Origin of the sequence: Robbsia andropogonis (assembly GCF_034047095.1) — a bacterium.
GTDB lineage: Bacteria > Pseudomonadota > Gammaproteobacteria > Burkholderiales > Burkholderiaceae > Robbsia > Robbsia andropogonis.
Map to the genome: position 1 here is coordinate 964,529 of NZ_CP139164.1, position 23,933 is coordinate 988,461.

Here is a 23,933-nt window from a genome sequence, read left to right on the forward strand (position 1 = left end):
CCAGTCTATCGCCGTAAATCTAGAATGATTGACAGTACATTTCAATTTTTCTCAAAATGAGGCGGCCATTACGAGGCGACCTTGTTGCAAGACCATGATGCGATCGCATAACGCACGCAGCGCCGCGACATCGTGCGAAATGCACAACACCGTCAGGCCGTACGACCGCACGAGCCGATGCATCAGTTTCAGGATGCGCGCGCGCGTGAGAGCATCCAGCGCGGCTGTGGGTTCGTCGAGTACCAGAAGTTCAGGCCGACGAGCCAATGTCCGCGCCAACGCCACGCGGGCAGCTTCTCCTCCTGATAGCTGGTGAGGACGTCGGTGACGGAGGGTCGGCGACAGGCCGACCTCGCGTAGCGCTGTGTCGATGTCGAAGGCAGGGGCGATATGCCGTATGCCGGACGATAGGTGCGCCGCTGTAGAAAGGATATCTCCGACGCTGCGCAATGGATCGAGGCTGGCGCATGCGTCCTGATGGACGTATTGCACCGCATGCCGCCACGGCGCCCTGGCAGCGCCCGAGGGTCGGCCGGCGCACAGATCAATGTCGTTCCAGAGCACATGGCCGCTGTCTTGCGTCAACAGGCGAGCCACGATACGTCCCAACGTTGTCTTGCCGCTGCCGGATGGTCCGGTGAGGCCGACAATTTCGCCCCGATGCATCGTCAGATCGACGGCGTCGAGTACTTGCGCGCGTGGTTGAAACCATCTTCCGGCATAGCCTTTCCTGATTGCTCGCAGTTGAAGCGATGGCGTGCTCTGATCCGTCTTGCCATGTAGCGAGGCTGGCACGACGTCGCCGTTGCATGTCTCGTCGTCGACGTTCACTGGTCGCCGCGTAAATGCCGCCAATCGATGCGCGGCCCATAAAGCTCGCGTGTAGCGGTGACGCGTCGGCGTACCGATGTCGGCGGCACGGAGGATGTCGACGCCGCGTCCCGCGCGCATGACCACAATGCGGTCGCACTGGTCGACGGCCAACGACAGGTCATGCGTGATCAGCAAGACGGCGGCATGACGTGCGCGCGCGACGTCATTGATCAAGGACATCACGCGTTGTTGATTGGCGGCGTCAAGGCCGGTGGTCGGTTCATCGGCAAGTAGCAGATGGGGCTGCCGCGCAAGCGCCAAGGCGATCAATACACGCTGGCACATGCCGCCCGACAGTTGCGCGGGATAGGCTCGCAGTACCCGATCGGCGTCATGCAGCCCGACCTCGTTCAATAAGGCAACAGCGGTTGCTCGACGTTGCGACGGGGTCGACCAACATTTGGCGGAAACACCCTCCGACGTACACGGAGCGTAGCGCAGTACGTCGTCTAATTGCTTCCCTATCCGACGAATGGGCTGCAAGGCGCCACGCGTATCTTGAAAAATCATTGCCGTACGCAATCGGCTGCGCGGCGCGGCTGTCATGATACTGCCGCCGCGCTGAACCACGCCGCGTGGCAGCAAGCCCGCGATGGCAAGTGCAGTCATCGTTTTTCCGGAGCCGCTGGCCCCTACCAACGCGACGCGTTCACCGCGTCGAATGGAAAGCGACAACGCGTCGACGATGCGTGTCGGACGATCCGATCTTCCCGATGGGGCCAGCGCGGTTTCCAGCGTCAACCGGTCAAGGCGAAGCAAGGTGTCCTGGCTCGGGTGATCGTCCGCGTGCGCACTCAAGGCTGCGCCCCCGGCACGAAACGCGCGCGCAACGCATGGCCTGCCTGATTGACGATCAGGACGGTCAGGAACAGCGCGAGCGCGGGAAAGGTCACGAGCCACCACTGCCCACCAATGAACGCACTGGCTCCATCCGCGATCAACGTGCCCCATTCTGCCGCCGGTGGACGCACGCCCATGCCGACGAACGACAAGCTGGCGCCGTTCAGCATGGCCCAGCCAATATTGGTGGTCGCATGGGCAATAAGGGATGGCAGGCTGTTCGGCAGCAGAATGCAAAAGAGGATGCGCACGGACGACCAGCCATCCAGGCGCGCCGCATCCACATACGGTAACGCGCGGCGCTGCGCGATCTCGGTACGGGTGAGACGTGCGAAGAACGGTATGTTGATGAGCGCAGTTGCCAGGACGACGCTGCTGGCACCATTGCCAAGGACTGCGGCCAACGTCAACGCCACCACAAACAACGGAAATGCCATGGCGACATCCACCACCCGTTGGAACAGCCGGTCGACCTTGCCGCCGCACCACGCCGACGCCGCGCCTAGCATGCCGCCGCACAGCGCCGACAATAGCACTGCGCTCAATGCCATCATCAGGTCGAGTCGTGTTGCCGCAACGACGCGGATAAGCAAGTCGCGCCCGATCTCGTCCGTGCCGAACCAGTGGTGCCGGGACGGCGGCTGCAGCGACGCCATGACATCCGCTTGATCCGCGTGCAGACCGGCAAAGCCCAAGACGGAGGGTCCCAGGCAGCCAATCATGGCAATGCATATCAGCCCGGCAAATGGCCTGCATGCGACAAAAAAATGTTGCCCGAGGGCCAGCCGCATGCTGCCCAAGGCGGTGGTGGTGCGCGTTGGTCTATTGGCCAGACTCATCGCTCGATCTCCGCGACGCGCGGATCGAGCACTGCCGTGAGGCAATCGATCAGCATATTCCACACGGCGAAGAGGATCGCGACCATCAATATGAAACCTTGCAATGCCGGATAATCGGATGCGGCAAGTGCATCCAGTGCATAGGTGCCGATACCCGGCCAGGTGAAAACCCGTTCCACCGCGATGTTTGCGGCAAGCAAATAGGAGGCAACCATGCCGAACGCGGTCACAATGGGTGCCGCCGCCTGTGCCAGTGTGTAGTCTCGCAACACCCGCCACGGGGGCAAATCAAGGCTGCGTGCCGTTCTCACCGGAGCACTGTCCAGCGCTTGTTGCATGGCCGAACAGGTCATGCGTGCCAGCGGCGCCATGCCGAACAGCGCCATGGTCGCGGCCGGCAGCAAAAGATGGCGGAATGCATCTCGCCATAGCACGCCATCGTGCGCTATCCAGGCGTCGATAAGGAAAAAGCCCGTATGGTAAGGTGGGGCGATTGCAAACGCGTCGATACGCCCGGATGGCTCGGGCGCCCATCCCAGGCGAAAGTAGAAGATATGGATCAGTAGAAGACCGATCACGAAACTCGGCAAGCCGATGCCGGCACTGGTGAGCCAACGGTAGAAAACGGCTACCGGGCCGGAACGACGGGACGCGGCGGCGATGCCGAGCGGAATGCCGATGATAGTGCTCAACAGGAGACCCACAAGGGTCAATTCGAGCGACGCCGGCAAGCGGTCACGCAGTTCTTGCAATACCGGCTCGCCGGTAGCATATGATCGCCCCCAGTCGCCCCGGCATAGCCCCAGCAGATAGCGGCCCAATTGCCTTGACACCGGCACATCCAGGCCTAACCGATGACGCAACGCCGCGAGCCCCTCCGCGTTGGCGGCGATGCCGCTCGCCAGATGTGCGACCGGGTCGCCGGGTAACAGTCGGGCCAGCAGGAACGTGCCAATAGCCGCCACCACGATGACGATGCCGGCGGACACCAGGCGCTTCAGGCCCCACCCCATTACGGAACGACACCGGCTGTCGCGCGCGAAAGCGCTCGGAGGTCGACTTGGGCATGGACGTAATACGTGAAACCGGTCAGGTCACGCCGTAACGCCACATCGAATGATGGCGTCCAGAGCGGGATCAATGGCACGTTACGCATCACCCGCGCCGCCGCCTTGCGCATCAATTGCTCGTATCGCGACTGTTCGGCGGGCGACGAAAGCCAACGTGCGGCATCGGTCAGCTGTTTCAAGCCGGCATCATCATACGACGAGAAATTCCAACGCCAATCGCCTTCGAAAAAGATGCGATAAAAGTAATCAGGCTCGTTGAACCACGCCGAAGACCAGTCAAGGAACAAGGGCAGTGTCTTGCGTGTCTCGCGCTCGGCCCACTGCGTACCGGGGACCTTCTCCAATTGCACCTGGATGCCGACGGCGCGCAACGATTGCTGGATCAGCAGGGCCGCAGGCTCGGCGACGCTGACGTCGGCGCTGCTGTAACACAGGGTGGTATCGAAGCCGCTGGGCAGTCCGGCATCACGCAGCAGCATTCGCGCACGTGCGATCCGGGTATCGTACGGATAGGGCTGTGGAAAGGTCGCGAGCGGCGCTTCCGAATTATCGCTACCGATATCGAATGGCTTGGCGCCATACAGGCGCGCACCGTGACCTCGTGCAACGCCATCGAACATTGCCTGATAAGGCAGTGCATAGGCGATTGCCTGACGCACACGAACGTCGTCGAACGGTTTCGTGCGGGTATTGAACGACAGGAAACGAAACGCGTTGGTCACCGGGATCGACAGCGGGCGTACGCCGGGCAAGGTCGCTGCTGCATCGAAGTCGGTCGGACGTAATTGCAGCACGATGTCGGCGTCGCCCCGGGACAGCGCCGCCACACGATTGGATGCATCCGGAACGGCTTGCACGAGCGCCTGGCGCATGAAGGGCAGCGGCCCGTTGCGCCATGCGTCGAAGCGCGTGTAGGCAATGCGCTGGCCGGGCGTCCAGGAGGATACCTTGAATGCGCCACCACCTGCCCCTTGCGCGCGTAGCCAGTCACGGCCCCAGGGGTCGTCCTGTGTCGCGTGCGTCTGGATCGTGCCCGCATCCAGGATGGCGCCATAGGTCAGCGCCAGGTTCGGCAGCAGATAACGGTCTGCCCGTGGCAAATCGATGCGCAAGGTCATCGCATCTTCGACAACACACTGCGCCGGGTCCGTCATCGAACCGGTGGAAAGTTGCTGCTTCGATCCTGGCAACGCCAGCGCGCGATCCAATGACCACTTGACCGCGTGCGCATCTACCGGACGGCCGCTATGGAACGTCGCGCCATCGCGTAGACGGAAACGCCAGGACTTGCTGCCCTCCAGGGGGGTGAACGACTGCGCTGCGGCGCCCGCGAAATGCGTGTAGTCGTAACGATAGAACCCAGGTGTGCCGCTGACCGCCTTACGGTCGAATTGCACCAACGTGTCGTAGAGGTTCGAGAACGCGCCGATGGCTTCGTGATTGACGCCATCACCGTGCGGATCGAGACTATTGGGCGCGCCTTCACCAAGCACCCGGACGCTTTGCGCGCGCGTGACGCTATCGATATCCGCGGCATGCGCGGTTGAGAAGGGCGGTATGAACAGCAGCGGTAAGGCGCCCGCGCCGGCCGCGATGCCGGTGGCGGACGTGCTGTCGATCAGGAAACGGCGTCGATTCACCTTTCTCTCCTGGGAGTTGCATCCTGTCCCGCGGCGGGGTACCAGCGGGGGGTATATACCCATTGCCGGGTGCCGGGTGATCCGTTCGTAATGTATCGCGTGGTGGACGCGCCGATGATCACCATCGTACGCATGTCCACATCGTCGGCTCGCAGGCTTTCCAGCGTGTGATGCCGAATGCGCCCCCCGGGCCGCCCGATGTCGCGGCCGAGCACCACGGGTGTTTCCGGAGCGCGGATCGTACGCAGCAATGCCAGCGCGCGATCGAGTTGCCATGGCCGCGCGCGGGAGATCGGATTGTAAAGGGCGATGGCCATATCGGCCTCCGCGGCCATGCGAAGCCGGGTTTCGATGATTTCCCAAGGCTTCAAGTTATCTGAAAGGGACATCAGGCAGCAATCGTGTCCGAGTGGCGCGCCGGCCGCCGCGGCGGTCGCGAAGGCGGCCGTGATGCCCGGCACGATTTGCACACGCACGCGGCGCAGCGCGCTGTCTTCGGCGGCGGTGTCGAGGGCTTCCATGACCGCCGCTGCCATTGCGAAGACGCCCGGATCACCCGATGACACGATTGCCACGCGGTTTCCCGACGCGGCGAGTTGTAATGCATGTCGCGCACGTGCCATCTCCTCGCGGTTGTCGGTACCCTGGGGACGTTGCCACGGGGCGAAGGGGCCCGCCATATCGACGTATGTCGTGTAGCCGAGGATATCGTCGGCGTGTCTTAGTGCCTCGGATGCCATTGGCGCCAGCATTGCCTTATCTCCGGGGCCAAGACCGATGACAGACAAGATGCCCCGCGCGATGCCCAGGGTGTCAGGCGTCACCGGTACCGTGCGAATATCGAGTCCGATGCCGTCGGAGCCTGTGTCGAGGGATGCGTCGGTGTAGCGCACCGGTACCCCCATCGCGTCGGCAGTGTCGTCGATTCGATCGTCGCCCATCAATGCGCGTGGACACCGCAAGGCTCCCACCGCGGCGCGAGCAATATCGGCCTGTTGCAAGATGACCTCGATGCGATCGGCCAGTGCGTCATCGACCACGCACACATTGACGACAACACCTCGCGGGTGAATCAGCAACCTGCCTGCGGGCGCACTACGCTCGATGCCGATGCGGATCGTCCTGACGTGACCGGCGCCGTCTTCTTGCGCTACGCCTTCGGTGCGTGATGCAAGAAGCGGCGATGTGACATGCGTCGATAACGCTTCTGACGCGGTGACATGCGGTAAGCCCAGGTCGTCGAGCCAAGGCGCGATGCCGTCGATACACGCGGGGGCGCCAGCGAGCAGATCCGATACAAAGCGCTTGCCGGCGTCGATATCCGCGAGCGCATAGCCTGGGGGCGGGCTGAGCAGGCAGCGGCCGAAACGCAGTTCGCCGCTCGTCGTGATCGCCGGCGTGCAGGCAAAGGTCGCGGCGACGCGCCTGGCCAAGTCGTTTGCGCCGCTTAGCCCACCCAATAACGGGACGACAGCGCCGCCGTCTTCCGCTACCGCCAACACGGCCGGCTCGTCCGTTTTAGCGCTGGTGCCGATGACCGGCGCCAGGCAGCGGATGACAATGCCGGCCGCGCACAATGCAATCAGGGGCGTGCCGTTGGTGTAGCAGTGCCTCAAATGCGCGCCGAGATTATCGATGGGAATCGCCCGGGCACCGATTTCCCCGATGTCTTGCAGATCAAAACGCTTGCGCAGCACATGTAATGTGGCGCCCGGCAAGGTATCCAGAATGCGGCGCGCGGCGGGCAAGGCGCTGGTGCCGAGTACGATAATCGCCGGCGTTACGTTTTCGGGGGCGGATGAGGAGGGATTCATGCCTGCCATTTCTTGCCCGGAACCACGAGTAACGAGAAATAGGGAGATGCCATCGGGTCGACGTCGTCGATCGGTACGATGCGCTGCTGCGCCATCGTCGCGCGCTCGATGTAGTGTGCGCGCTTGTCCAGACCGAGCGTTCTGAGCACGCCCCGCACCTTGTCGAAGTTGCGGCCCAGTTTCATGATTACGGCGGCGTCGGCGGTGGTCAGGCGTGCGGACAGTTCCTCGGCCGGCAACACACCGGACAGGACGGTCAGCGTCTGGTTGCGATAGACCAGCGGGAGGCCGAGCATGGCCGCGCCCCCGAGCATGGAACAGACACCGGGCACCACATCGGTCGCGTAGTCTCCACAGAGACGGTCATGCAAATACATATAGGAGCCGTAGAAAAAAGGGTCCCCCTCGCAAATGACGGCAACATCCTGCCCGGCATCCAGATAGGTTCTCAGCAGCATGGCCGATTCGTCATAGAACGCGGTGATGACGTCTTCATAACGTAGTGGCGGTGGCAGCGCTTCCGTTGTCACCGGATAGACGAGCGGCAACCGGATCTGTCCTGCCTCCAGGTGCGATGCGATGATGCCGAAGGCATTTCCGGTTTTACCCTTTGCAATAAAATACGCCACTACTGGCGCTGCGCGCAGCAAGCGTAACGCCTTGACGGTGATCAACTCCGGATCGCCCGGTCCGACGCCGAGACCAATCAGCGTGCCGCGACGGCCAGTGGCGGACGAGATAGCGGGGATGGTCATTCACTCGTGCTCCGTCGCCAATGCATTGACCGCGGCGGCCACCATAGCACTGCCGCCGCGCCGGCCTTGCAGCGCGACGAACGGGATGCCCCGGCTGTCGGCGGCCAACATCGCCTTCGACTCCGCCGCGCCGATGAAACCTACCGGAAATCCCAGAATCAGTGCTGGACGAGGCGCGCCTGCGTCCAGCATGTCCAGAAGGTGAAACAACGCCGTGGGCGCGTTGCCGATGGCCACGACGCTGCCGGCGAGATGGTCACGCCACAATTCCAGCGCGGCGGCCGAACGGGTATTGCACATTTCGCGGGCCAATTCGGGCACGCGCGGATCGTTCAGCGTACAGATGACGGCGTTGTCCGCCGGCAGGCGGGAGCGCGTGACCCCATGCGCCACCATCTGGGCGTCGCAGAGGATGGGTGCGCCGTTTGCCAATGCCTGTCGTCCCGCGTTGCCCGCTCCCGCGGAAAATAGCAGATCCGCTGCGATGTCAATCATGCCGCATGCATGAATCACGCGCACCGCGAGTTTTTGCAGATCAGCGGGAATCGCGCTCAGGTCGGTCTCGGCGCGTATCGTCGCGAACGATTGACGATAAATCTCGTCCCCGTTGCGCTGGTAATCGGTCATGGTCAGGCAGTCTCTTTCAAAATACGGTCGGCGGCACCGTCGATGTCGACGTCCGCGCACTGTAATACTTCGCCGCGCTCCCTGCCACTGCTTGCATGCAACGCATAGCGGCCCGGGGCCGTCGCAACCAATGTAAATCGCCGTGTGACCGCAGAGGCGCATCGCCGCTCGCAGCCGCTGACATGGATGCTCACCTGTGGCACGCGTCCGGATAGCCGCATTGCCAGTTGCACTGCGTCGCGCTTTGTATCGGCATGACCTTTCGCGCAGCCGGTGCTGCCGGCACACGCGTGCAGCCGTGTGATCGATGCGGCGTGATCGACGATCACCTCTACGTCGTGCAAGGTTTCCAGGGTCGACGCAAGCTCGTGTTCGCTAGCGCGCACGTTGGGTAGCAAGATCCCTTGCCAGGGAGTCACGCGCAACGTTCCGTCACCGATGTGGTCGCTCAGCGCGGCCAGGGTGTCCAGTTGGTGTGGCGTCAAGCGACCGAGTGCGGCGTGGACACCGAGCGCCGGTAAGCCAAGCATGGAAGTTACCGCGTGATCGATTGGTATGTCGGTGCGTTGCGGAAGCAGCCCGATGCGGCGCGCCGCATCGGGCGCCGGTCGAGGGCGGCGCCATTGCGACAGCCAGACCGGGCGCACGGTCTTGAGCGTGGTGGTAGACAATGCCGCATCGACGAAAACACGTCTCGCGCCGATCTCGTGTCGCGGCAGCAGGTCCCTCAGGCGACCGGCCATGCGGCCCTCGGCGTCCCGGGCTTTTCCCGACGCCCGCTGCCGGAGGAAGTATACGACCAACGCTTCAATCAACGCAGGCACATCATGCGCCGCGACCAACCCAAGCGGACAGTCGCCAGCGTCTGTCGTCACGGGTGTCAATGGCGTCGCGGTGTCATGCCCGGATGGTGGCGTGACGGGCGCGGTCGAGACGTCCGTACCGACGGCGGCATTTATAGTGTTACTGTCATCGAATACGCAAGGAATCGCCGAGGCGAGGCCGAAAGCGAACCAATGACCGGTCCGTGCAGTCTCGGTGTCCGTATCGCCGGGCCATTCCATTGATCGCTGCAACGCGTAACGGGGGTCCAGCGCGCAGAGCCAGATATCGTGGTGATGGCCGAGCACCGACAACGCCTCACCCCCATCGATCTGAATCGCGAATTTCGCTGATAGCGGTGCGCGTGCGACGTCATCCGTGATCGGGTGCGGCGTTTCATCGCACGCCGCTACCAAAGGTTTCCGGGGATCATCTCTGTCCTGACCGGCGTGGTGGTGCGCCGAGGCGATCGCGCGCGCCAAGTGGTCTAGCGACGCCTTGAGCAGTGGTCGCGTATCAATCACGCTCTGCGGGTCGGTTCCGGCCGTGGGACTGATCAGGATGTTCCTGACCGCATCCAGGTCCGCTATGCGAGTCGCGGCCAATGTGAGATCTTCCGGCGTGCCGGATGGGGTGACGCTTGGCCTTGGGCCTAGGCCACTATCCGTCAGCATCGTCACTAATGCCGCTGGCGCGTCCTGCAAGTCGGGCAAGCCGGGGGTGCCACCGATGCCGCGCAATTGTACGTTCGCCCGATTCGTCAATTCGATGATGCCGTTGCCGAAAATGCGGCTGGCGGCCGCGAGCACGCGCGCTTGCGCGGCGGACAGCACACCGCCGGGCAAACGGACCCGGCAAATACCTCCATCGCGCGCGGGCGCGATGCGCATGAGGCCCGGGCACGCATCCGCCCGCGGCGGCAGCGGCGCGAGCGATGAGGGTACAGGCGGCGAAGGGGCTGGGATAGGGCGCAAGACGGGTGGCATCGCAGGAAAAAACGGGCAGGCAGGCCGCTTGTCCGGCGAGGCTGCAACAGCTTCTATTATACGCAGTGCGTTGCGCACAGCCGCGACATCCTGTCAGTCCGCATGCCCGCACCGCCGCGCGGGGGACAACGCGCATTACAATGTCATCGATGAAGATGCGTGATGACAAGCCAGCAGAAGGGGCGCCCGTGACGGCAATGTGGTTGACAGTAGTGGGAATCGGGGAGAGCGGCTATGCCGGGCTGGACCGGGCACCACGACGCGCGCTATGGGCGGCCCGGCATATCGTTGGCGCGGGGCGCCACCTGGCGCTGCTGCCAGCGCGCCTGCAAGCCCGCGGCGTCGCGTGGCCAAGCCCTTTTTCGCTGACACCGCTTCACGCTTTACAAGGGCAGCCGGTTGTTGCGCTGGCATCGGGCGACCCGATGTGGTTTGGTGTGGGTGCCGCCATTTCCCGCGAATTCCCTGCCGAGAGTTATACGATCTGGCCTGGCGTTTCGTCGATCGCACTGGCCGCGGCACGGTTGCGCTGGCCCCTTGATGTGGTGGCGACGTTGTCGTTGGTCGGTCGGCCGCTGGCGTCCCTGAACGCGGCGCTGTATGCCGGTGAACGTCTGATCGTGCTCAGTGCCGACGCCACCACGCCGCAGGCGGTGGCAGGATTACTGACCGCACGGGGCTTCGGCGCGAGCGTCATGACGGTCTGCAATCGCCTTGGTGGCCCGGGTGAATACCTGTTTTCAGTGCGGGCTGATACATGGGGGGCATCGGACAGCGCGCGGGTCGATGCGTTGAACGTCATCGGCATACACTGCATCGGTATCAGCAGTATGCCCGGGGACATCGACGCATCGATGTCCTCTGTACCGATCACCTGGGGGCTGACCCCTGGCCTGCCTGACGACCTGTTCACGCATGATGGCCAGTTGACAAAGCGCGAGCAGCGCGCGGTGACGTTGGCGCATCTGGCTCCGCGCCCAGGCGAAGTGCTGTGGGACGTGGGAGCCGGGAGCGGTTCAATCGGCATCGAATGGATGCGCGCGCATCGGCGCTGCCAGGCGATCGCGATCGAAGCGAACGCTTCGCGCCAGGCCTTGATCGTCCGCAACCGCGATCGCTTCGGCGTGCCCGGGCTGCGCGTCATTCCAGGAAGTGCTCCCGAGGCGCTCGAAGGGCTGCCGCAACCGGATGCAATCTTTATAGGCGGTGGCGTGACGGCCCCCGGCGTATTGCCACGGTGCTGGCGGGCGTTACGCCCTGGCGGCCGTCTCGTGGCGAACGCGGTGACATTGCAAAGCGAATCCCTTCTAGTGGATTGGCATGCGCGCCATGGCGGTGAATTGATCCGATTGACGGTATCGCATGCGGCACCGCTAGGGGGCTTCGACGTTTGGCGTGGTGCCTTGCCGTTGACGATCTGGGCCTATACGAAAGGGCACGCCGATGCAGGCATCGATACGTCCACCGCATCCGATGGCATCGCAGACAACGAGGTATCGTCGACCACGTCTCCGTGCGACAGGATCGAATCGTGCAAGGGGGGCGATACGCTGAACGACTGTCCGGGGGAGGCCGCGAATCATGCGTCTTGAACCCGACGAGGAATCGGCTGACGGTGGCAAGCAGCCGTTACGTACAGGCCTGACCACTGGTAGTTGCGCGACGGCCGCGGCCTGCGCGGCCGCATGCGCGTTATTTTCCGGCAAGGACATGCATGACGGCCCCGACGGCGTGGAGATCACGTTGCCAAAAGGGCAGACCGTCACGATACCTATTGCATATTGCCGATTCGTGGACGATGCCACGACAACGGTACGGAGAACAGCCATCGCGGGCGTCGTCAAGGACGCCGGCGACGACCCGGACGTCACGCACGGCGCGGTGGTGTTCGTATCGCTCAGCCTGTGCGCCACTGAAGGCGTACGCTTCGAGGCGGGCCCTGGCGTCGGTACGGTAACGCGGGCGGGACTGGCTTTGCCGATCGGGGAACCGGCTATCAATCCCGTACCTCGCATGATGATTCGCACGCATCTTGATCGCGTTGCCGCGCAGCATGGCTATCCGGGTGGTTTCGTGGTCCAGGTGGGTGTGGAGGGGGGAGCCGACATTGCCCTGAAGACGATGAATCCGCGGCTTGGCATCCTGGGTGGCTTGTCGATTCTCGGCACGACGGGCATTGTTCGGCCGTTTTCGTGCGCAGCGTACATCGCCTCAATTCATCAGGGAATCGATGTCGCACGGGCGAACGGGCAAATCCACCTGGCGGCGTGCACCGGCAACACCAGCGAGTGGGTTGCCCGCGAACGTTACGGTTTGCCCGATATGGCGTTGATAGAAATGGGCGACTTTGCTGGGGCGGTCCTGAAGCATATCCGGCGTACAGGGCAAGCCGATGCGGTGGTCCTGCCGCTGCCTGACAGGCCAGGAATCCAGTCAATCGGTGCCGCGCCGTTGCATCGTTTGAGCCTGGTTGGCGGTTTCGGCAAGTTCAGCAAACTCGCCGCCGGGCATCTGGATTTACATAGCAAGCAATCCTCGGTTGATTTAGGGCGTCTCGCGCAATGGAGCGGGGCCGCACTTGGTATGTGCGAGGGAGAGGACGCGTCGATTGCAGCGCCGTCCCGCGTCGCCGCGGTACAGGCTGCCATTCTCAACGCCAACACCAGCTTGGAAGCCCATGCAATCGCGCACGCCGCCGGTATCGCGCTTGGCGACATTGTCTGCCGCAAGGCGCTGGCGTACGTGCGCGAGGTGATTGGCGCACAGCGCGTCGCGCTCGACGTGATTGCCATCGATCGACGGGGCGAGGTGATTGGCCAAGCCAGCGAGGATATGCATGCCGACCGTTGACGCCATGCCGCCGCCGCGGGCCTCGGCTTTCTCTCACCTGCCTCGAATCCTGCTGCTCGGCGGCACGGGCGACGCACTGGCCATAGCACGACACTTGCGTGAAGCGGATGTATATAGCGTCGCCGGCCTGGGTGCGTCGCCTCCTGACTTGCCTTGCCTAGTGCGGGAAGGGGGCTTCGGAGGGGCTGAAGGATTGGCGCGAACACTGGGCGATGGCGAATTTGGTCTCGTGGTGGATGCGACCCATCCCTATGCCGCGCGAATCAGTACGAATGCCGTGGCTGCTTCTGGCACATGCCGTATACCCTATTGGCGGCTCGAACGTCCTCCGTGGGCACCGACGGAGGGCGATCGATGGATCGACGTGGCGGATTGGGCACAGACGCTGACCGCACTGCGCCCTTTTCGCCGCCCTTTATGGACGGTCGGCCGCGAACCCTTGGCACATATCAGGAGCGCCGCCCCTGGCCAGCATTGGTACGTGCGATGTCTCCCGCAGACCGCGGCGCGTCATGCCGACGCGGTGCCGCCATTTCCTCCGGGCGCAGCGATGTCGCTGTTGGCCGCAAGAGGCCCTTTTACATTGGCATCGGAGCGGACCCTGATCCACACGCTGGGCGTGGATGTCATCGTCAGTAAAAACAGCGGTGGCGATGCGACTGACGCAAAATTACAGGTGGCGCGGGAATTCGGCTTGCCCGTTATCATGCGACGCCGTCCGGCACCCGCTTGGGCAGCGCGTGCATGCGAGAGCAGCGAAGCCCACGAGGGGATCCTGGATATAGCGTATTCATCGGCGCAACATCGCGAGGTGTATCACACGGTATCGCTTGCATCATGTCCGATACGTTTGTTCCATGATGCTGAAGCGGTGCTGCAAGCACTGTCCACGTTAACATAAGCTGCCATTCATGACGATTTATTTTATTGGAGCCGGTCCTGGCGACCCCGAACTGGTGACGGTCAAGGGGCAGCGCCTGATTCGCATGTGCCCCGTTATCCTCTATGCAGGCTCTCTCGTGCCGGCCGCGGTGCTAGATGGGCACCAGGCCCATACGGTCGTTGACAGTGCGCCGCTGTCGCTAGACGAGATCATCGCGGTGCTGCAATCCGCACACGCCCGCGGAGAAAACGTCGCCCGCGTGCATTCCGGCGATCCATCTCTGTACGGTGCGATTGGTGAACAAATCCGGCGCCTGGATCGATTGGGCATCGATTGGGAGATTATTCCCGGCGTGACCGCGACAGCGGCGAGTGCTGCCGCGCTCGGTACCGAGTTGACCCTGCCGGGCATCTCTCAAACCGTGATCCTGACCCGTTACGCGCGCAAGACGGCGATGCCGGAAGGCGAGACGCTCGATGCTTTGGCGCGGCACCGCGCCACCCTTGCCATTCACCTGGGGGTCCGACATCTCGCGGAAATCGTCGAAATCCTGATGCCCCATTACGGTGCGGGCTGTCCGATTGCGATCGTCTACCGTGCCAGTTGGCCAGATCAACAGATCGTGCGAGGAACTTTGATCGACATTGTCGCGCAGACACCCACTGAGGCAATGCAGCGCACCGCACTCATCGTGGTAGGAAAAGTACTCGATTCAGTAGATTTTACCGATTCAACGCTCTATAGCGCTGACTCGCGATCGTGACTGATAATAAAAAGTACTTTCAATAACTTACTATTTTTTATTTATGTGTAATCTTGCTTTTTTCCTAGGCAGGCTAAAGAATTTCTTGCTTATCTGATCGACTATTCAGTACTATTTACCCTGGCGTGTCGCGGGGTACCGTGCATGCGTGGCATCGTGGCTCGCCGCGTCGCTCGGACGGTTCCGGGCGCTTACGTAAAGGAACCAAACAATGTCGACAGTCGGCAAGCGTCGCTTTGCACGCATCGATCGCCTTCCCCCGTACGTATTCAACATCACGGCGGAGCTAAAACTCGCGGCCCGACGGCGTGGGGAAGACATCATCGATTTAAGCATGGGCAATCCGGACGGCCCCACGCCGCCGCATATCGTCGAAAAACTGGCGGAGGTGGCGCGTCGACCGGACACGCATGGTTATTCTTCATCGAAGGGTATTCCGCGACTGCGCAGGGCGATCGCGCATTGGTATCGGGATCGATACGATGTCGACATCGATCCGGATAGTGAAGCTATTGTCACCATTGGCTCTAAAGAAGGGCTTGCTCACCTGATGCTGGCGACGTTGGATCGCGGTGACACGGTATTGGTGCCTGATCCGAGTTATCCGATTCATATCTACGGTGCCGTGATCGCGGGCGCGGACATCCGATCGGTCCCGATGGCACCGGGGATCGATTTTTTCGAGGAATTGGAAAAGGCGATTCGTGGCAGTTACCCGAAGCCGAAGATGATGATCCTGGGCTTCCCGTCCAATCCGACCGCGCAGTGTGTTGAAAGGGATTTTTTTGAGCGTGTGGTGGCGCTGGCCCGTAAGCATGACATTTTTGTCGTGCATGATCTGGCTTACGCCGACATCGTGTTTGATGGTTGGAAGGCGCCATCGATCATGCAGGTGCCTGGCGCGAAGGATATCGCGGTCGAGTTCTTCACATTATCGAAGAGCTACAACATGGCGGGCTGGCGGATAGGTTTCATGGTGGGGAATCCCGAGTTGGTTGCGGCGCTGGCGCGGATCAAGAGCTATCACGACTACGGTACCTTCACGCCATTGCAGGTTGCCGCCATCGCGGCATTGGAGGGCGACCAGCAGTGCGTCAAAGAGATTGCGGCGCAATATCAACGACGGCGTGATGTGCTGGTGAAGGGATTGATCGAAGCGGGATGGCCTGTCGAAAAGCCGAAAGCGTCCATGTATGTCTGGGCACCGATTCCCGAGACTTATCGCGCGATGGGTTCGCTGGCATTCGCGACATTATTGCTTGAAAAGGCGAAGGTTTGCGTGTCGCCTGGTGTTGGTTTCGGTGATTATGGCGATGACTATGTCCGATTCGCTCTTATTGAAAATGAGTCACGTATTCGTCAGGCGATCCGCGGCATTCGCGGCATGCTGAAATCGGAAATTGCGGAAAACCCGTATTCTTGAAAAAGATACAGTTTGCATCCGCATCATTCGTGTCAATCAGGTCAATTTCGTCGCGACAAATTTCAGTCAATGCACTGTGCTTAATCTGATAAAAAGATCGTTTGGCAATAGACGAGATCGATTTTTGGTATTGTCTTGAGACGGTTCTGTGTGGCGACAGGCATTCAGTAATTAAGCAACCGGAAAAAAGAAACGGCACTCGCCCAATTGGGCAAGTGCCGTTTCTTTTTCCTATCCGGTGTGACGCGGGGAGAATAATCAGGCCGCCATAGCCATTGCGTCCGCGCTTACGAGCGATTTTGTCGCTTTCCATGCATCACTGGCCGCATTCAGTCGGCCTGTCAATTGCGCTTGCAGCGTTGCGCCGTCGAGCATCATCACAATAATCGGTGCGAGGGCGCTTGCCCGTGATTCGCCGGTGATGTCGGTAAGGATCTTCTCTATGGTGGCTGTCAGTTCATGCTTTTGCGCTACCGTAACCGTATGAATCTGCGTGCCCTTGTCGGCAAATTCGGACGCCGCATGCGCAAACAGGCTACCAGAAAAGCATTCGCTGCCGAACCATCGGGTGTGCCAGTCAAATACCCGTTCCAACGCTTCCATCGGGCTGCCCGCATCACTGATATCGGCATTCAGCTGGTCAGCCAATACTCTTTGCTGAAAGCGAAGTACTTCCACGACGAGATCGCCCTTGGACGGGAAATATCGGTACATTGTCATTTTCGATACGTTCGATTTGGCGATGATCCAATCGACGCCCACCGCGTGGAAGCCGTGGCGGCCAAAAAGCATTGTGGCGGTATCGAGTATTTGTTGGCGCTTATCCATGATCTCAGAACCCAACTGTCTGTTTGGTTCCATTATACGATTCAAATGTGATTTGTGAATCATCAACGACTGTTATTTCGCATACGATGTGCGGGGTTCTCGCCACATTTTCTGAATGGACCAGGCCATATTTGTCGTCGCACCAAAATAAATCCATCGCGCTATCTTTTTTCGGTCGATGTTACCGAGCGATGTACTTCGTAATAATCGCTTACGTATGACGAAACCTATATAGGATTGAACGTAATAAACCCGATCTTTCCATTTCGACATGTGGGACGATCGTCCGTTTACAGATAAGGCTATTCTTATTCAGTATCTGAATAGTTAGCAAATGCATGGCGTTTTCTGGATAAATATCGAAATGGATATCAAAAAGCGTGCAACGCCCGGTTTCCGGGGCAAGCAAAGGAACACTACCGTTTTGCGTTGCCATGGATGTTTCTTGCCCAAGTCCGCATAGACCATGTGCAAGCGTCGCATGTGAGACGATCGTGACATTCATGAGGAAAGGGTAGATGCGTCGGTACTGAATGGGGATGGGGTATGATGCGCGCCGGGGGCATCGACGCAGGCGAGGTATGACGGCGCGTTCCGACAGTGTATCGGTCGTGCGCTGGACGTGGTGCATTGCCGCGATCAGGGGGGCGCGTCTGATATCGTAGTGATGGTGTGCAAACCAGGGCAACACGAGGTTGCGCCTGCTTTCGCCGCGATCGATTGTATTGCGTAAGTCCGTAGCGTCCCACGCCTGGTACGGCCCTCGATCCGCAGACACACGCCACCCATTCACGCGATCCGTTACTCTCCTGGTGATATGCAAGCGAATTTGTCTCTCCGTCCGCCACTCTCTCGCGGTGCCGTGCTGATGCTGCTGATCGCACTCGTACTGATCTGGTTCGTCCCATTAGGGATGCGCCATTTGATTCCAACGGACGAAGGCCGGTACGCCGAGATGGCGAGAGAGATGTTTGTTACGGGCGACTGGATCACGCCGCGTTACAACGGCTACAAGTATTTTGAGAAGCCACCGCTGCAGACGTGGGCAAACGCATTGACGTTCGCGTTGTTCGGTATCGGTGAATGGCAGGCGCGGTTCTACACCGCGCTGACCGGTTTCGCCGGCATCGTGGTCGTCGGGTACACCGGGGCACGGTTGTTCGGTGCGCTTGCAGGCTGGAGTGCCGCCGTAGTGATGGTGGCCACGCCATATTGGTATTTGATGGGTCATTTCAACGCGCTGGACATGGGGCTGTCTTTCTGGATGACGGTCACCTTGTGTGCGTTACTGTTGGCCCAGCGGGACACCCTGACGAGGGCGGGGCGACGCGGCTGGATGTGGTTGTCGTGGGGCGGAATGGCCATGGCGATGTTATCGAAAGGCCTGATCGGCATCATGATCCCAGGCGCGGTCCTGATCGTATACATGGTAGTGGCGCGCGATTGGCGGATTTTCCTGCGGATACACCTGCCGTCAGGCTTGCTGGTCTTCGTGATCATCTGCGCACCGTGGTTCTATCTTGTACAACGCGACAATCCCGAGTTCTTTCATTTTTTCTTCGTTGTCCAGCAATTCCAGCGCTATCTGACGCCGGAACAAAACCGGCCTGGCCCGCTTTACTACTTCGTGCCTGTGCTGATGGTCGGGATGCTGCCGTGGTTGACGTTGTTGCCGGCGTCAGTCCGGGATGTATTCCGTGCGCCGCGTGAGGCAAATCGGTTTTCGCCCACGTTGATGTTGCTGGTGTGGGCGGTATTCATTTTCGCTTTCTTCAGTGCATCGCATTCGAAGCTGCCGTCTTACGTGCTTCCAGTGGCGCCGGCTCTGGCTTTGTTGTTAGGGCGGGTTTTGCCAACGCTGTCACCACGTGGTTGGCGTCGGCATATGATCTTCTATGTGGTGGTCCTGGTCATCGGGCTGGTTGCCGCTGGCGTGTACCTCCGAACGATGGGGTCCGACGACACGCCGAATGCCTTGTATGTGGCCTATACGAATTGGGTCTGGGTAGCAATCGGTTGTGGGCTTGTCGGGACGATAGGCGCGTGGCTGCTGTCTCGACGTTCAATGACGGCATCGGTGTTGTCGTTTGTTGCCGGGTGGTGTGTGTTGGTCACGGTGGCCGGTACCGGGCATGAGGTATTCGGGCGCCTGCGGTCCGGTGTTTTGCTGGCCCCTGCCGTCAAGGCCGCGTTGGCTTCGTTGCCGGCTGATACGCCCTTTTATTCGGTCCATAAGCTGGATCACACGTTCCCGTTCTACATCGGTCACACGATGATCATGGTCCGGGACGCTGATGAGCTGGCCTTCGGCGTGGCGCAGGAACCATCGAAGTGGGTGCCTACCGACGCTGCGTTCACCGCCCGGTGGTATCACGACGCGCACGCACTGGCTTTGATGCCACCCGATGTCTATGCCTCCTTCAAGGCCGCGCATCTGCCGATGAAAGTGATTGCGCAAGATCCGTGGCGCGTGATCGTGGAAAAATAGATCGTCGAAAAAAGTCCACCATCGAAATGACCCGCATGACGCTGCCCGCGTATTCTCATTTGCGTGCCGATGCGTTCTCTCCGGGCGCTCGCGCAACTGTTTGCCCCCCTATATCCCGTTGCAGGTAACGCGAGGCACTTATATTGCGGATGTAACGTGCCGACACAAATCCGCACAGATGCAAACGGTCGCTTCGGATGTAATGATATCCAAGGATTCCACCTTCAGCGTGTGTGATCCGGATGCCAGGAAGGTCCTGGCAGGAAAGTGCTGGCGACAGCAGGAGAGATCATGACTAAAAGAACGGACATCAGCGTCCCCCCCTCGCTCGACGCGAAGCAAGCGCCGCGTCGTGTATTGGCCAGGTTTGGCGGTATCGCATTGCTCGCTTGCGTGACCCCTTTCGCGCATGCGCAGTCCGCGCCGGCTTATACGAATGCGCCGGCGATCGTCCGCGCGGGGCCATCGCAGGAATATCCTGCTGTCGCGCAATTGCAAGGCGGTACACCGATGACCGTGCTGGGTTGCGTGGCAGGGTATTCCTGGTGCGATGTTTCCTTGCCGGGATTGCGTGGATGGGTGTATGGCGGGAATATCAACTATGCCTACCAAGGTACTCCGGTACCACTGCTGACGTATGGGCCTCGCATCGGCTTGCCGATCATCGGCTTCTCGTTCGGAACGTACTGGGGCGAGCACTATCGCGCGCAACCTTGGTATGGCGAGCGGGGCCGATGGGAGCACATCGGTCCTCCGCCCCCACCGCCTGGATGGCACGGTGGTCCTCCGCCCGGCCCCCGTCCTGAATGGCATGGCGGCCCTGCGCCGCGCCCTGAATGGCACGGCGGTCCGCCGCAACCGCAACGGGATGGGTTCCATGGCGGGCCTGGGCAAGGCCCCCGCTCGGATCCACGCGGCGGACCTCCCCAAGGCGGCCATCCGCCTGAGCGGCCACATGGTGATGGTGATGGTGATGACCATCGTGGTCCCCCTGGTCCCCCGCATGGTTGAGGCAGGTCGGGAAGTTTTTTTCTTGCCACAAATATCTAAAAGACGTCGGAAGGATTTGCAGTTTGAACCCTTACGGGTTTATACTTAAATTGTCTCCTCCATGTCTCAACCGATATGGATTCAGCCCGCTCTTCGTGAGCGGGTTTTTTTTTGCTTGAATTTTCTACAATTTCGAACGTACTCGATGACGCAACGGTGGAATCTCTGGCAAGATAGCGTCGCGTTGGGGCACAATTCACACCAATCAGGGTGAGAGAAGGCATCCCCCTGTTTGACGTAGGCCTTGAGACTAGCCCGTCCTGACAACGTTGCCGCGTGTATCGTCGGCAGCCTATCTACGATGACACGAGACACCGCAATGCGGCCTGATTCGAATCCGACAGATGATTCGCCTCAGTCCTCAATGACCGAGCACGCTGCTCCCATGGCGGCAGAAGACGAACAGGTCACGCAAATTGACGCGGCAATGATTGATCGACTCGTCGGTGTCTTCTACGCGCGTGCTCGCGAAGATGCCGTGCTCGGCCCCGTGTTCAATAGACATGTTGAAGACTGGCCTGCTCACTTGGTGCGTATTGGTCAGTTCTGGGCATCCGTGATGCTCTCGACGGGTGCGTATTCGGGCAGTCCGATGCAACGTCACGCGCCGCTACCCATTGGTCCCGAGCATTTCCACCGCTGGTTGGCGTTGTTCGAGTGCACCGCGCGCGAGGTGTGTCCGCCCGCGTCGGCTGACCGTTTCGTCGATGCGGCACAACGAATGGCGCGTAGTCTCCAACTCGCCCGCGCGCCGCTACCGCAGGTCAGATCAGGTACAGGCACCGATGTCGGATCGACATCGACGAGCAAGGTTTCGGCCAGTGCCCGCATCACGGCGTTACGCGCGTTTTTGCCGGAGCCGGGCGACGATGCAAAATAATCCGCAAGAGCAAAACCCGTTGCATGACAAGGCCGTGCACGAGGTGCTGCGTGGCCAGGAACATCATTTTCGCCTGTTAGTACGTAGCGTATCCGACTGCGCGATCTACATGGTCGACATTAATGGTGTTGTCAGTAATTGGAATACGGGGGCGCAACGTACGAAGGGATACCTTGAGCAGGAAGCGGTTGGCCGTCATTTCTCGTGCTTTTATATTGACGAAGATCGTGTCGCGGGATTGCCGGAGCATGAACTGGAAATAGCTCGCGATACCGGGAAGTTCGAGTCGGAAGGATGGCGGCTGCGCAAGGATGGCAGTCGATTCTGGGCGCATGTGGTCATTGACGCAATCCGTGATGACGATGGCACGCTGTGTGGGTTTGCAAAGGTGACGCGCGATCGCACCGAGCAACGCGCGGCCGCGCAATCCATCGAACTTGCTCGCCGGAATCTCGATCTCGCCCTGTCGCATATTCCGCAAGGGGTTTGCCTGATTGGCCCATCTGGGCGGGTAGTGCTCTGCAACGCGCGGTTTCCGGCGCTGCTTATGCTTTCTGAACAAGATATCCGACCAGGCGTGCGTGCATTAAGGGTATTACGCCAACTTTGCGAGGTCAGGGACGGCGTCATGCCGTTGTCATCGGACAGCGATGTCGGCGAATTTTCGAGATATTTGCGCTCGCTTACCGTCGACAACGGCGCTGCCTTGCCATTGCGCCGCAGGCTGCGCTTGATTGCCCAACAACTGCTGTCCGTGGCACGAGCCGGGTTTGACGATGTCACGGGAGAGTCGCAGAGCACGGGGACGGCCGCATGGGACAGGGCGTTGCGTGCGGTGGCGCCGATGAATCCATTCGAATGGCGGTATCGGGAGCGGCAGTTGTTGATTTCCCTGCGAACCATGCCGGGTACCTCCGACGGCGCATCGCAACAGGGAGGCTGGCTCTGTACGATCGAAGATGTCACGGCGCAGCGCGCCGCGCAACGGCACATCGCTTTCCTCGCGCACCATGACGCGTTGACCGGGCTACCGAACCGGACCCGTTTTTATGCGCATATTCAGGACTTGGCCAGCCCATCCGCACTTACGCTTGCGGCCGATCTCGATGCCGCCGTTCCCCGATTCTCCTTGTTGTACCTCGATCTTGACAATTTCAAACCGGTCAACGATTCCTATGGACATCATGTTGGCGATTGCTTGCTGAAAGCGGTCGCCGAACGCCTACGTGCACTGCTTGACGAAAACGACGTCCTGACGCGCCTCGGCGGTGATGAATTCGCCATCATCCAGGCACCGCGATTTGGCGCAAGCCGTGCGGCAAACGAAGCGCATACGATCGCGCTCGCGCAACGCTGCCTGGATGCACTGACGCAGCCTTTTCAGATTGCGGGCGATAGATTGCAAGTGGGTGTCAGTATCGGCATTGTGATCAGTGAGCATCTGCACGTCGAACACGATACGACCCGTTTTTCCGTGGACGGTAACGCGAATTTGCCGCTCGACGATCCTGATGCCTTGCTACGATGCGCCGACATAGCCCTTTATCAAGCGAAACGTAACGGCCGGAACGGCTTCCGGGTATACCAGGCAGGGATGCAGGACCCGTTGGAAATTCGTCGGCAACTGGAACGGCATCTGCATCATGCTGTCAGCGAAGGGCATTTCAAACTGTTCTATCAGCCGTTGGTGGATGCGGTGTCCGGTCAAGTGAACGCGTGTGAAGCACTTTTGAGATGGGATGCCTATCCGTATGGCGCCATTACTCCGTCCGAGTTCATTCCCGTAGCCGAAGAGATCGGCTTGATGCATGCACTCGGCAGTTGGGTCCTCGAACGAGCGTGTAGCGACGCGATGCAATGGCCCGCCGACATTCGCGTCTGCGTCAATGTCTCCGCCGTGCAATTACAAGATAGCCATTTCGCTGACTTTGTCTCTGACGTGCTGAAGCGTACCGGATTGCGGCCTGAGCGTCTGGAGATCGAGTTGACGGAAACCGCACTGATTGCGCATACCGGGCATGCAAGCGCCATTCTGAACGCATTGCGTGCTTTGGGAGTGGGTGTGGTAATGGACGACTTCGGCACGGGCTATTCAGCGTTGAGCCTGCTGCAATCCCTGCCGTTCTCGCGGATCAAGATCGATCAGCTATTTGTTCAAAAGTTAGGTCAGGATGTGAAATCAAACGCCATCGTCCGGGCCGTGACACGACTTTGTTCGGAACTGGGAATCCTGGCGGTCGGCGAAGGCGTTGAGACCGATGCGCAGCGTCGTCTACTTGCGATCGAGGGCTGTACCGAGTTGCAGGGCTTTTTGTTCAGTGAGCCTGTTGCACTTCCAGTTATCAGTGAGATGCTCGGCCTTGGGGTACGTGGCACACGTAGAGCGTGGCCCGGTGCGGACCCGCGGCTTTCGCGGAACGCCTTTCCGACGCACTGAGGGAGAGGCGGCGTCTTGCCACGGTCATATGCCGTCGACGTGGTAAAACCGGGTGCGATCGTTCC

At 60.6% G+C, this 23,933-nt stretch carries 18 protein-coding genes; 9 read left to right on the forward strand and 9 right to left on the reverse strand.

Features of this window, described 5'->3' with window-relative positions:
- Positions 1–51 precede the first annotated feature (51 nt).
- From SJQ66_RS04215 to SJQ66_RS04250, 8 genes are read right to left on the reverse strand one after another with little or no spacing between them, the layout of a single operon-like run.
- Positions 52–1,671 carry an ATP-binding cassette domain-containing protein gene (locus SJQ66_RS04215; protein WP_301291063.1) on the reverse strand — a complete coding sequence of 540 codons (1,620 nt, stop codon included), beginning with the start codon at positions 1,669–1,671 and terminating at the stop codon, positions 52–54.
- Positions 1,668–2,552 carry an ABC transporter permease gene (locus SJQ66_RS04220; protein WP_320533689.1) on the reverse strand — a complete coding sequence of 295 codons (885 nt, stop codon included), beginning with the start codon at positions 2,550–2,552 and terminating at the stop codon, positions 1,668–1,670. The genes SJQ66_RS04215 and SJQ66_RS04220 overlap by 4 nt, the downstream gene beginning before the upstream one ends.
- On the reverse strand, positions 2,549–3,565 hold the full coding sequence (locus SJQ66_RS04225; RefSeq protein WP_320533690.1) for an ABC transporter permease: 1,017 nt from the start codon (positions 3,563–3,565) through the stop codon (positions 2,549–2,551). Before SJQ66_RS04225 ends, SJQ66_RS04220 begins: the two co-directional genes overlap by 4 nt.
- Positions 3,565–5,262 (reverse strand): ABC transporter substrate-binding protein, encoded by a 1,698-nt coding sequence (locus SJQ66_RS04230; RefSeq protein WP_320533691.1) that lies wholly within the window; start codon positions 5,260–5,262, stop codon positions 3,565–3,567. The genes SJQ66_RS04225 and SJQ66_RS04230 overlap by 1 nt, the downstream gene beginning before the upstream one ends.
- Positions 5,259–7,076, reverse strand: a complete 1,818-nt coding sequence (gene cobJ / locus SJQ66_RS04235; RefSeq protein ID WP_320533692.1) for a precorrin-3B C(17)-methyltransferase — start codon at positions 7,074–7,076, stop codon at positions 5,259–5,261. Before cobJ ends, SJQ66_RS04230 begins: the two co-directional genes overlap by 4 nt.
- The gene (locus tag SJQ66_RS04240; RefSeq protein WP_024904395.1) at positions 7,073–7,831 is read right to left on the reverse strand and encodes a precorrin-2 C(20)-methyltransferase; all 759 of its coding nucleotides are present in this window, start codon (positions 7,829–7,831) and stop codon (positions 7,073–7,075) included. The genes cobJ and SJQ66_RS04240 overlap by 4 nt, the downstream gene beginning before the upstream one ends.
- Positions 7,832–8,458, reverse strand: coding sequence for a precorrin-8X methylmutase (locus SJQ66_RS04245; RefSeq protein WP_024904394.1), 627 nt, complete (start codon positions 8,456–8,458; stop codon positions 7,832–7,834).
- A 2-nt stretch (positions 8,459–8,460) separates the two neighbouring features.
- Entirely contained in the window at positions 8,461–10,170 is a 1,710-nt protein-coding gene (locus SJQ66_RS04250) for a ferredoxin-like domain-containing protein (RefSeq protein ID WP_024904393.1), read from the reverse strand.
- A 236-nt stretch (positions 10,171–10,406) separates the two neighbouring features.
- Here SJQ66_RS04250 and cbiE point away from each other — a divergent pair, with 236 nt between their 5' ends.
- The 5 genes from cbiE (at position 10,407) to alaC (ending at position 16,185) form a co-directional block, all read left to right on the forward strand.
- Complete coding sequence (gene cbiE, locus SJQ66_RS04255) at positions 10,407–11,858, forward strand: precorrin-6y C5,15-methyltransferase (decarboxylating) subunit CbiE (RefSeq protein WP_320533693.1); 1,452 nt, start codon at positions 10,407–10,409, stop codon at positions 11,856–11,858.
- On the forward strand, positions 11,848–13,116 hold the full coding sequence (locus tag SJQ66_RS04260) for a cobalt-precorrin-5B (C(1))-methyltransferase (protein ID WP_024904390.1): 1,269 nt from the start codon (positions 11,848–11,850) through the stop codon (positions 13,114–13,116). Before cbiE ends, SJQ66_RS04260 begins: the two co-directional genes overlap by 11 nt.
- Positions 13,103–14,017: a precorrin-6A/cobalt-precorrin-6A reductase gene (locus SJQ66_RS04265; protein WP_236693598.1), complete on the forward strand. Its 915-nt coding sequence runs from the start codon at positions 13,103–13,105 to the stop codon at positions 14,015–14,017. The genes SJQ66_RS04260 and SJQ66_RS04265 overlap by 14 nt, the downstream gene beginning before the upstream one ends.
- A gap of 10 nt (positions 14,018–14,027) precedes the next feature.
- Positions 14,028–14,762 (forward strand): precorrin-4 C(11)-methyltransferase, encoded by a 735-nt coding sequence (cobM, locus tag SJQ66_RS04270; RefSeq protein WP_253464635.1) that lies wholly within the window; start codon positions 14,028–14,030, stop codon positions 14,760–14,762.
- A 211-nt stretch (positions 14,763–14,973) separates the two neighbouring features.
- Positions 14,974–16,185, forward strand: coding sequence for an alanine transaminase (alaC, locus tag SJQ66_RS04275; protein WP_024904387.1), 1,212 nt, complete (start codon positions 14,974–14,976; stop codon positions 16,183–16,185).
- Between the two features lie 258 nt (positions 16,186–16,443).
- On the opposite strand, the gene SJQ66_RS04280 is transcribed toward alaC, so the two are convergent.
- On the reverse strand, positions 16,444–17,013 hold the full coding sequence (locus SJQ66_RS04280) for a TetR/AcrR family transcriptional regulator (protein ID WP_036011230.1): 570 nt from the start codon (positions 17,011–17,013) through the stop codon (positions 16,444–16,446).
- An 817-nt stretch (positions 17,014–17,830) separates the two neighbouring features.
- On the opposite strand from SJQ66_RS04280, the gene SJQ66_RS04285 reads away from it, so the two are divergent.
- The 4 genes from SJQ66_RS04285 to SJQ66_RS04300 all read left to right on the forward strand — a co-directional run bounded on the left by SJQ66_RS04285 (position 17,831) and on the right by SJQ66_RS04300 (position 23,868).
- The gene (locus SJQ66_RS04285) at positions 17,831–19,501 is read left to right on the forward strand and encodes a glycosyltransferase family 39 protein (RefSeq protein ID WP_036011151.1); all 1,671 of its coding nucleotides are present in this window, start codon (positions 17,831–17,833) and stop codon (positions 19,499–19,501) included.
- A gap of 291 nt (positions 19,502–19,792) precedes the next feature.
- Positions 19,793–20,512 (forward strand): SH3 domain-containing protein, encoded by a 720-nt coding sequence (locus tag SJQ66_RS04290; protein WP_320533694.1) that lies wholly within the window; start codon positions 19,793–19,795, stop codon positions 20,510–20,512.
- 424 nt (positions 20,513–20,936) lie between these two features.
- A complete protein-coding gene (locus SJQ66_RS04295; RefSeq protein WP_024904383.1) occupies positions 20,937–21,431 on the forward strand; it encodes a group III truncated hemoglobin in 495 nt (164 codons plus the stop codon).
- Positions 21,421–23,868 carry a sensor domain-containing protein gene (locus SJQ66_RS04300; protein ID WP_024904382.1) on the forward strand — a complete coding sequence of 816 codons (2,448 nt, stop codon included), beginning with the start codon at positions 21,421–21,423 and terminating at the stop codon, positions 23,866–23,868. The genes SJQ66_RS04295 and SJQ66_RS04300 overlap by 11 nt, the downstream gene beginning before the upstream one ends.
- Positions 23,869–23,933 lie beyond the last annotated feature (65 nt).

What these genes read in the sequence shown, in the direction of transcription:
- cobJ (WP_320533692.1), bottom strand. Translation starts at nt 7,076, where the DNA reads ATGAATCCCTCCTCATCCGCCCCCGAAAACGTAACGCCGGCGATTATC.
- SJQ66_RS04285 (WP_036011151.1), top strand. Translation starts at nt 17,831, where the DNA reads ATGCAAGCGAATTTGTCTCTCCGTCCGCCACTCTCTCGCGGTGCCGTG.
- SJQ66_RS04225 (WP_320533690.1), bottom strand. Translation starts at nt 3,565, where the DNA reads ATGGGGTGGGGCCTGAAGCGCCTGGTGTCCGCCGGCATCGTCATCGTG.
- SJQ66_RS04290 (WP_320533694.1), top strand. Translation starts at nt 19,793, where the DNA reads ATGACTAAAAGAACGGACATCAGCGTCCCCCCCTCGCTCGACGCGAAG.
- cobM (WP_253464635.1), top strand. Translation starts at nt 14,028, where the DNA reads ATGACGATTTATTTTATTGGAGCCGGTCCTGGCGACCCCGAACTGGTG.
- SJQ66_RS04300 (WP_024904382.1), top strand. Translation starts at nt 21,421, where the DNA reads ATGCAAAATAATCCGCAAGAGCAAAACCCGTTGCATGACAAGGCCGTG.
- SJQ66_RS04265 (WP_236693598.1), top strand. Translation starts at nt 13,103, where the DNA reads ATGCCGACCGTTGACGCCATGCCGCCGCCGCGGGCCTCGGCTTTCTCT.
- SJQ66_RS04280 (WP_036011230.1), bottom strand. Translation starts at nt 17,013, where the DNA reads ATGGATAAGCGCCAACAAATACTCGATACCGCCACAATGCTTTTTGGC.
- cbiE (WP_320533693.1), top strand. Translation starts at nt 10,407, where the DNA reads ATGTCATCGATGAAGATGCGTGATGACAAGCCAGCAGAAGGGGCGCCC.
- SJQ66_RS04240 (WP_024904395.1), bottom strand. Translation starts at nt 7,831, where the DNA reads ATGACCATCCCCGCTATCTCGTCCGCCACTGGCCGTCGCGGCACGCTG.
- SJQ66_RS04250 (WP_024904393.1), bottom strand. Translation starts at nt 10,170, where the DNA reads ATGCGCATCGCGCCCGCGCGCGATGGAGGTATTTGCCGGGTCCGTTTG.
- alaC (WP_024904387.1), top strand. Translation starts at nt 14,974, where the DNA reads ATGTCGACAGTCGGCAAGCGTCGCTTTGCACGCATCGATCGCCTTCCC.
- SJQ66_RS04260 (WP_024904390.1), top strand. Translation starts at nt 11,848, where the DNA reads ATGCGTCTTGAACCCGACGAGGAATCGGCTGACGGTGGCAAGCAGCCG.
- SJQ66_RS04220 (WP_320533689.1), bottom strand. Translation starts at nt 2,552, where the DNA reads ATGAGTCTGGCCAATAGACCAACGCGCACCACCACCGCCTTGGGCAGC.
- SJQ66_RS04245 (WP_024904394.1), bottom strand. Translation starts at nt 8,458, where the DNA reads ATGACCGATTACCAGCGCAACGGGGACGAGATTTATCGTCAATCGTTC.
- SJQ66_RS04295 (WP_024904383.1), top strand. Translation starts at nt 20,937, where the DNA reads ATGGCGGCAGAAGACGAACAGGTCACGCAAATTGACGCGGCAATGATT.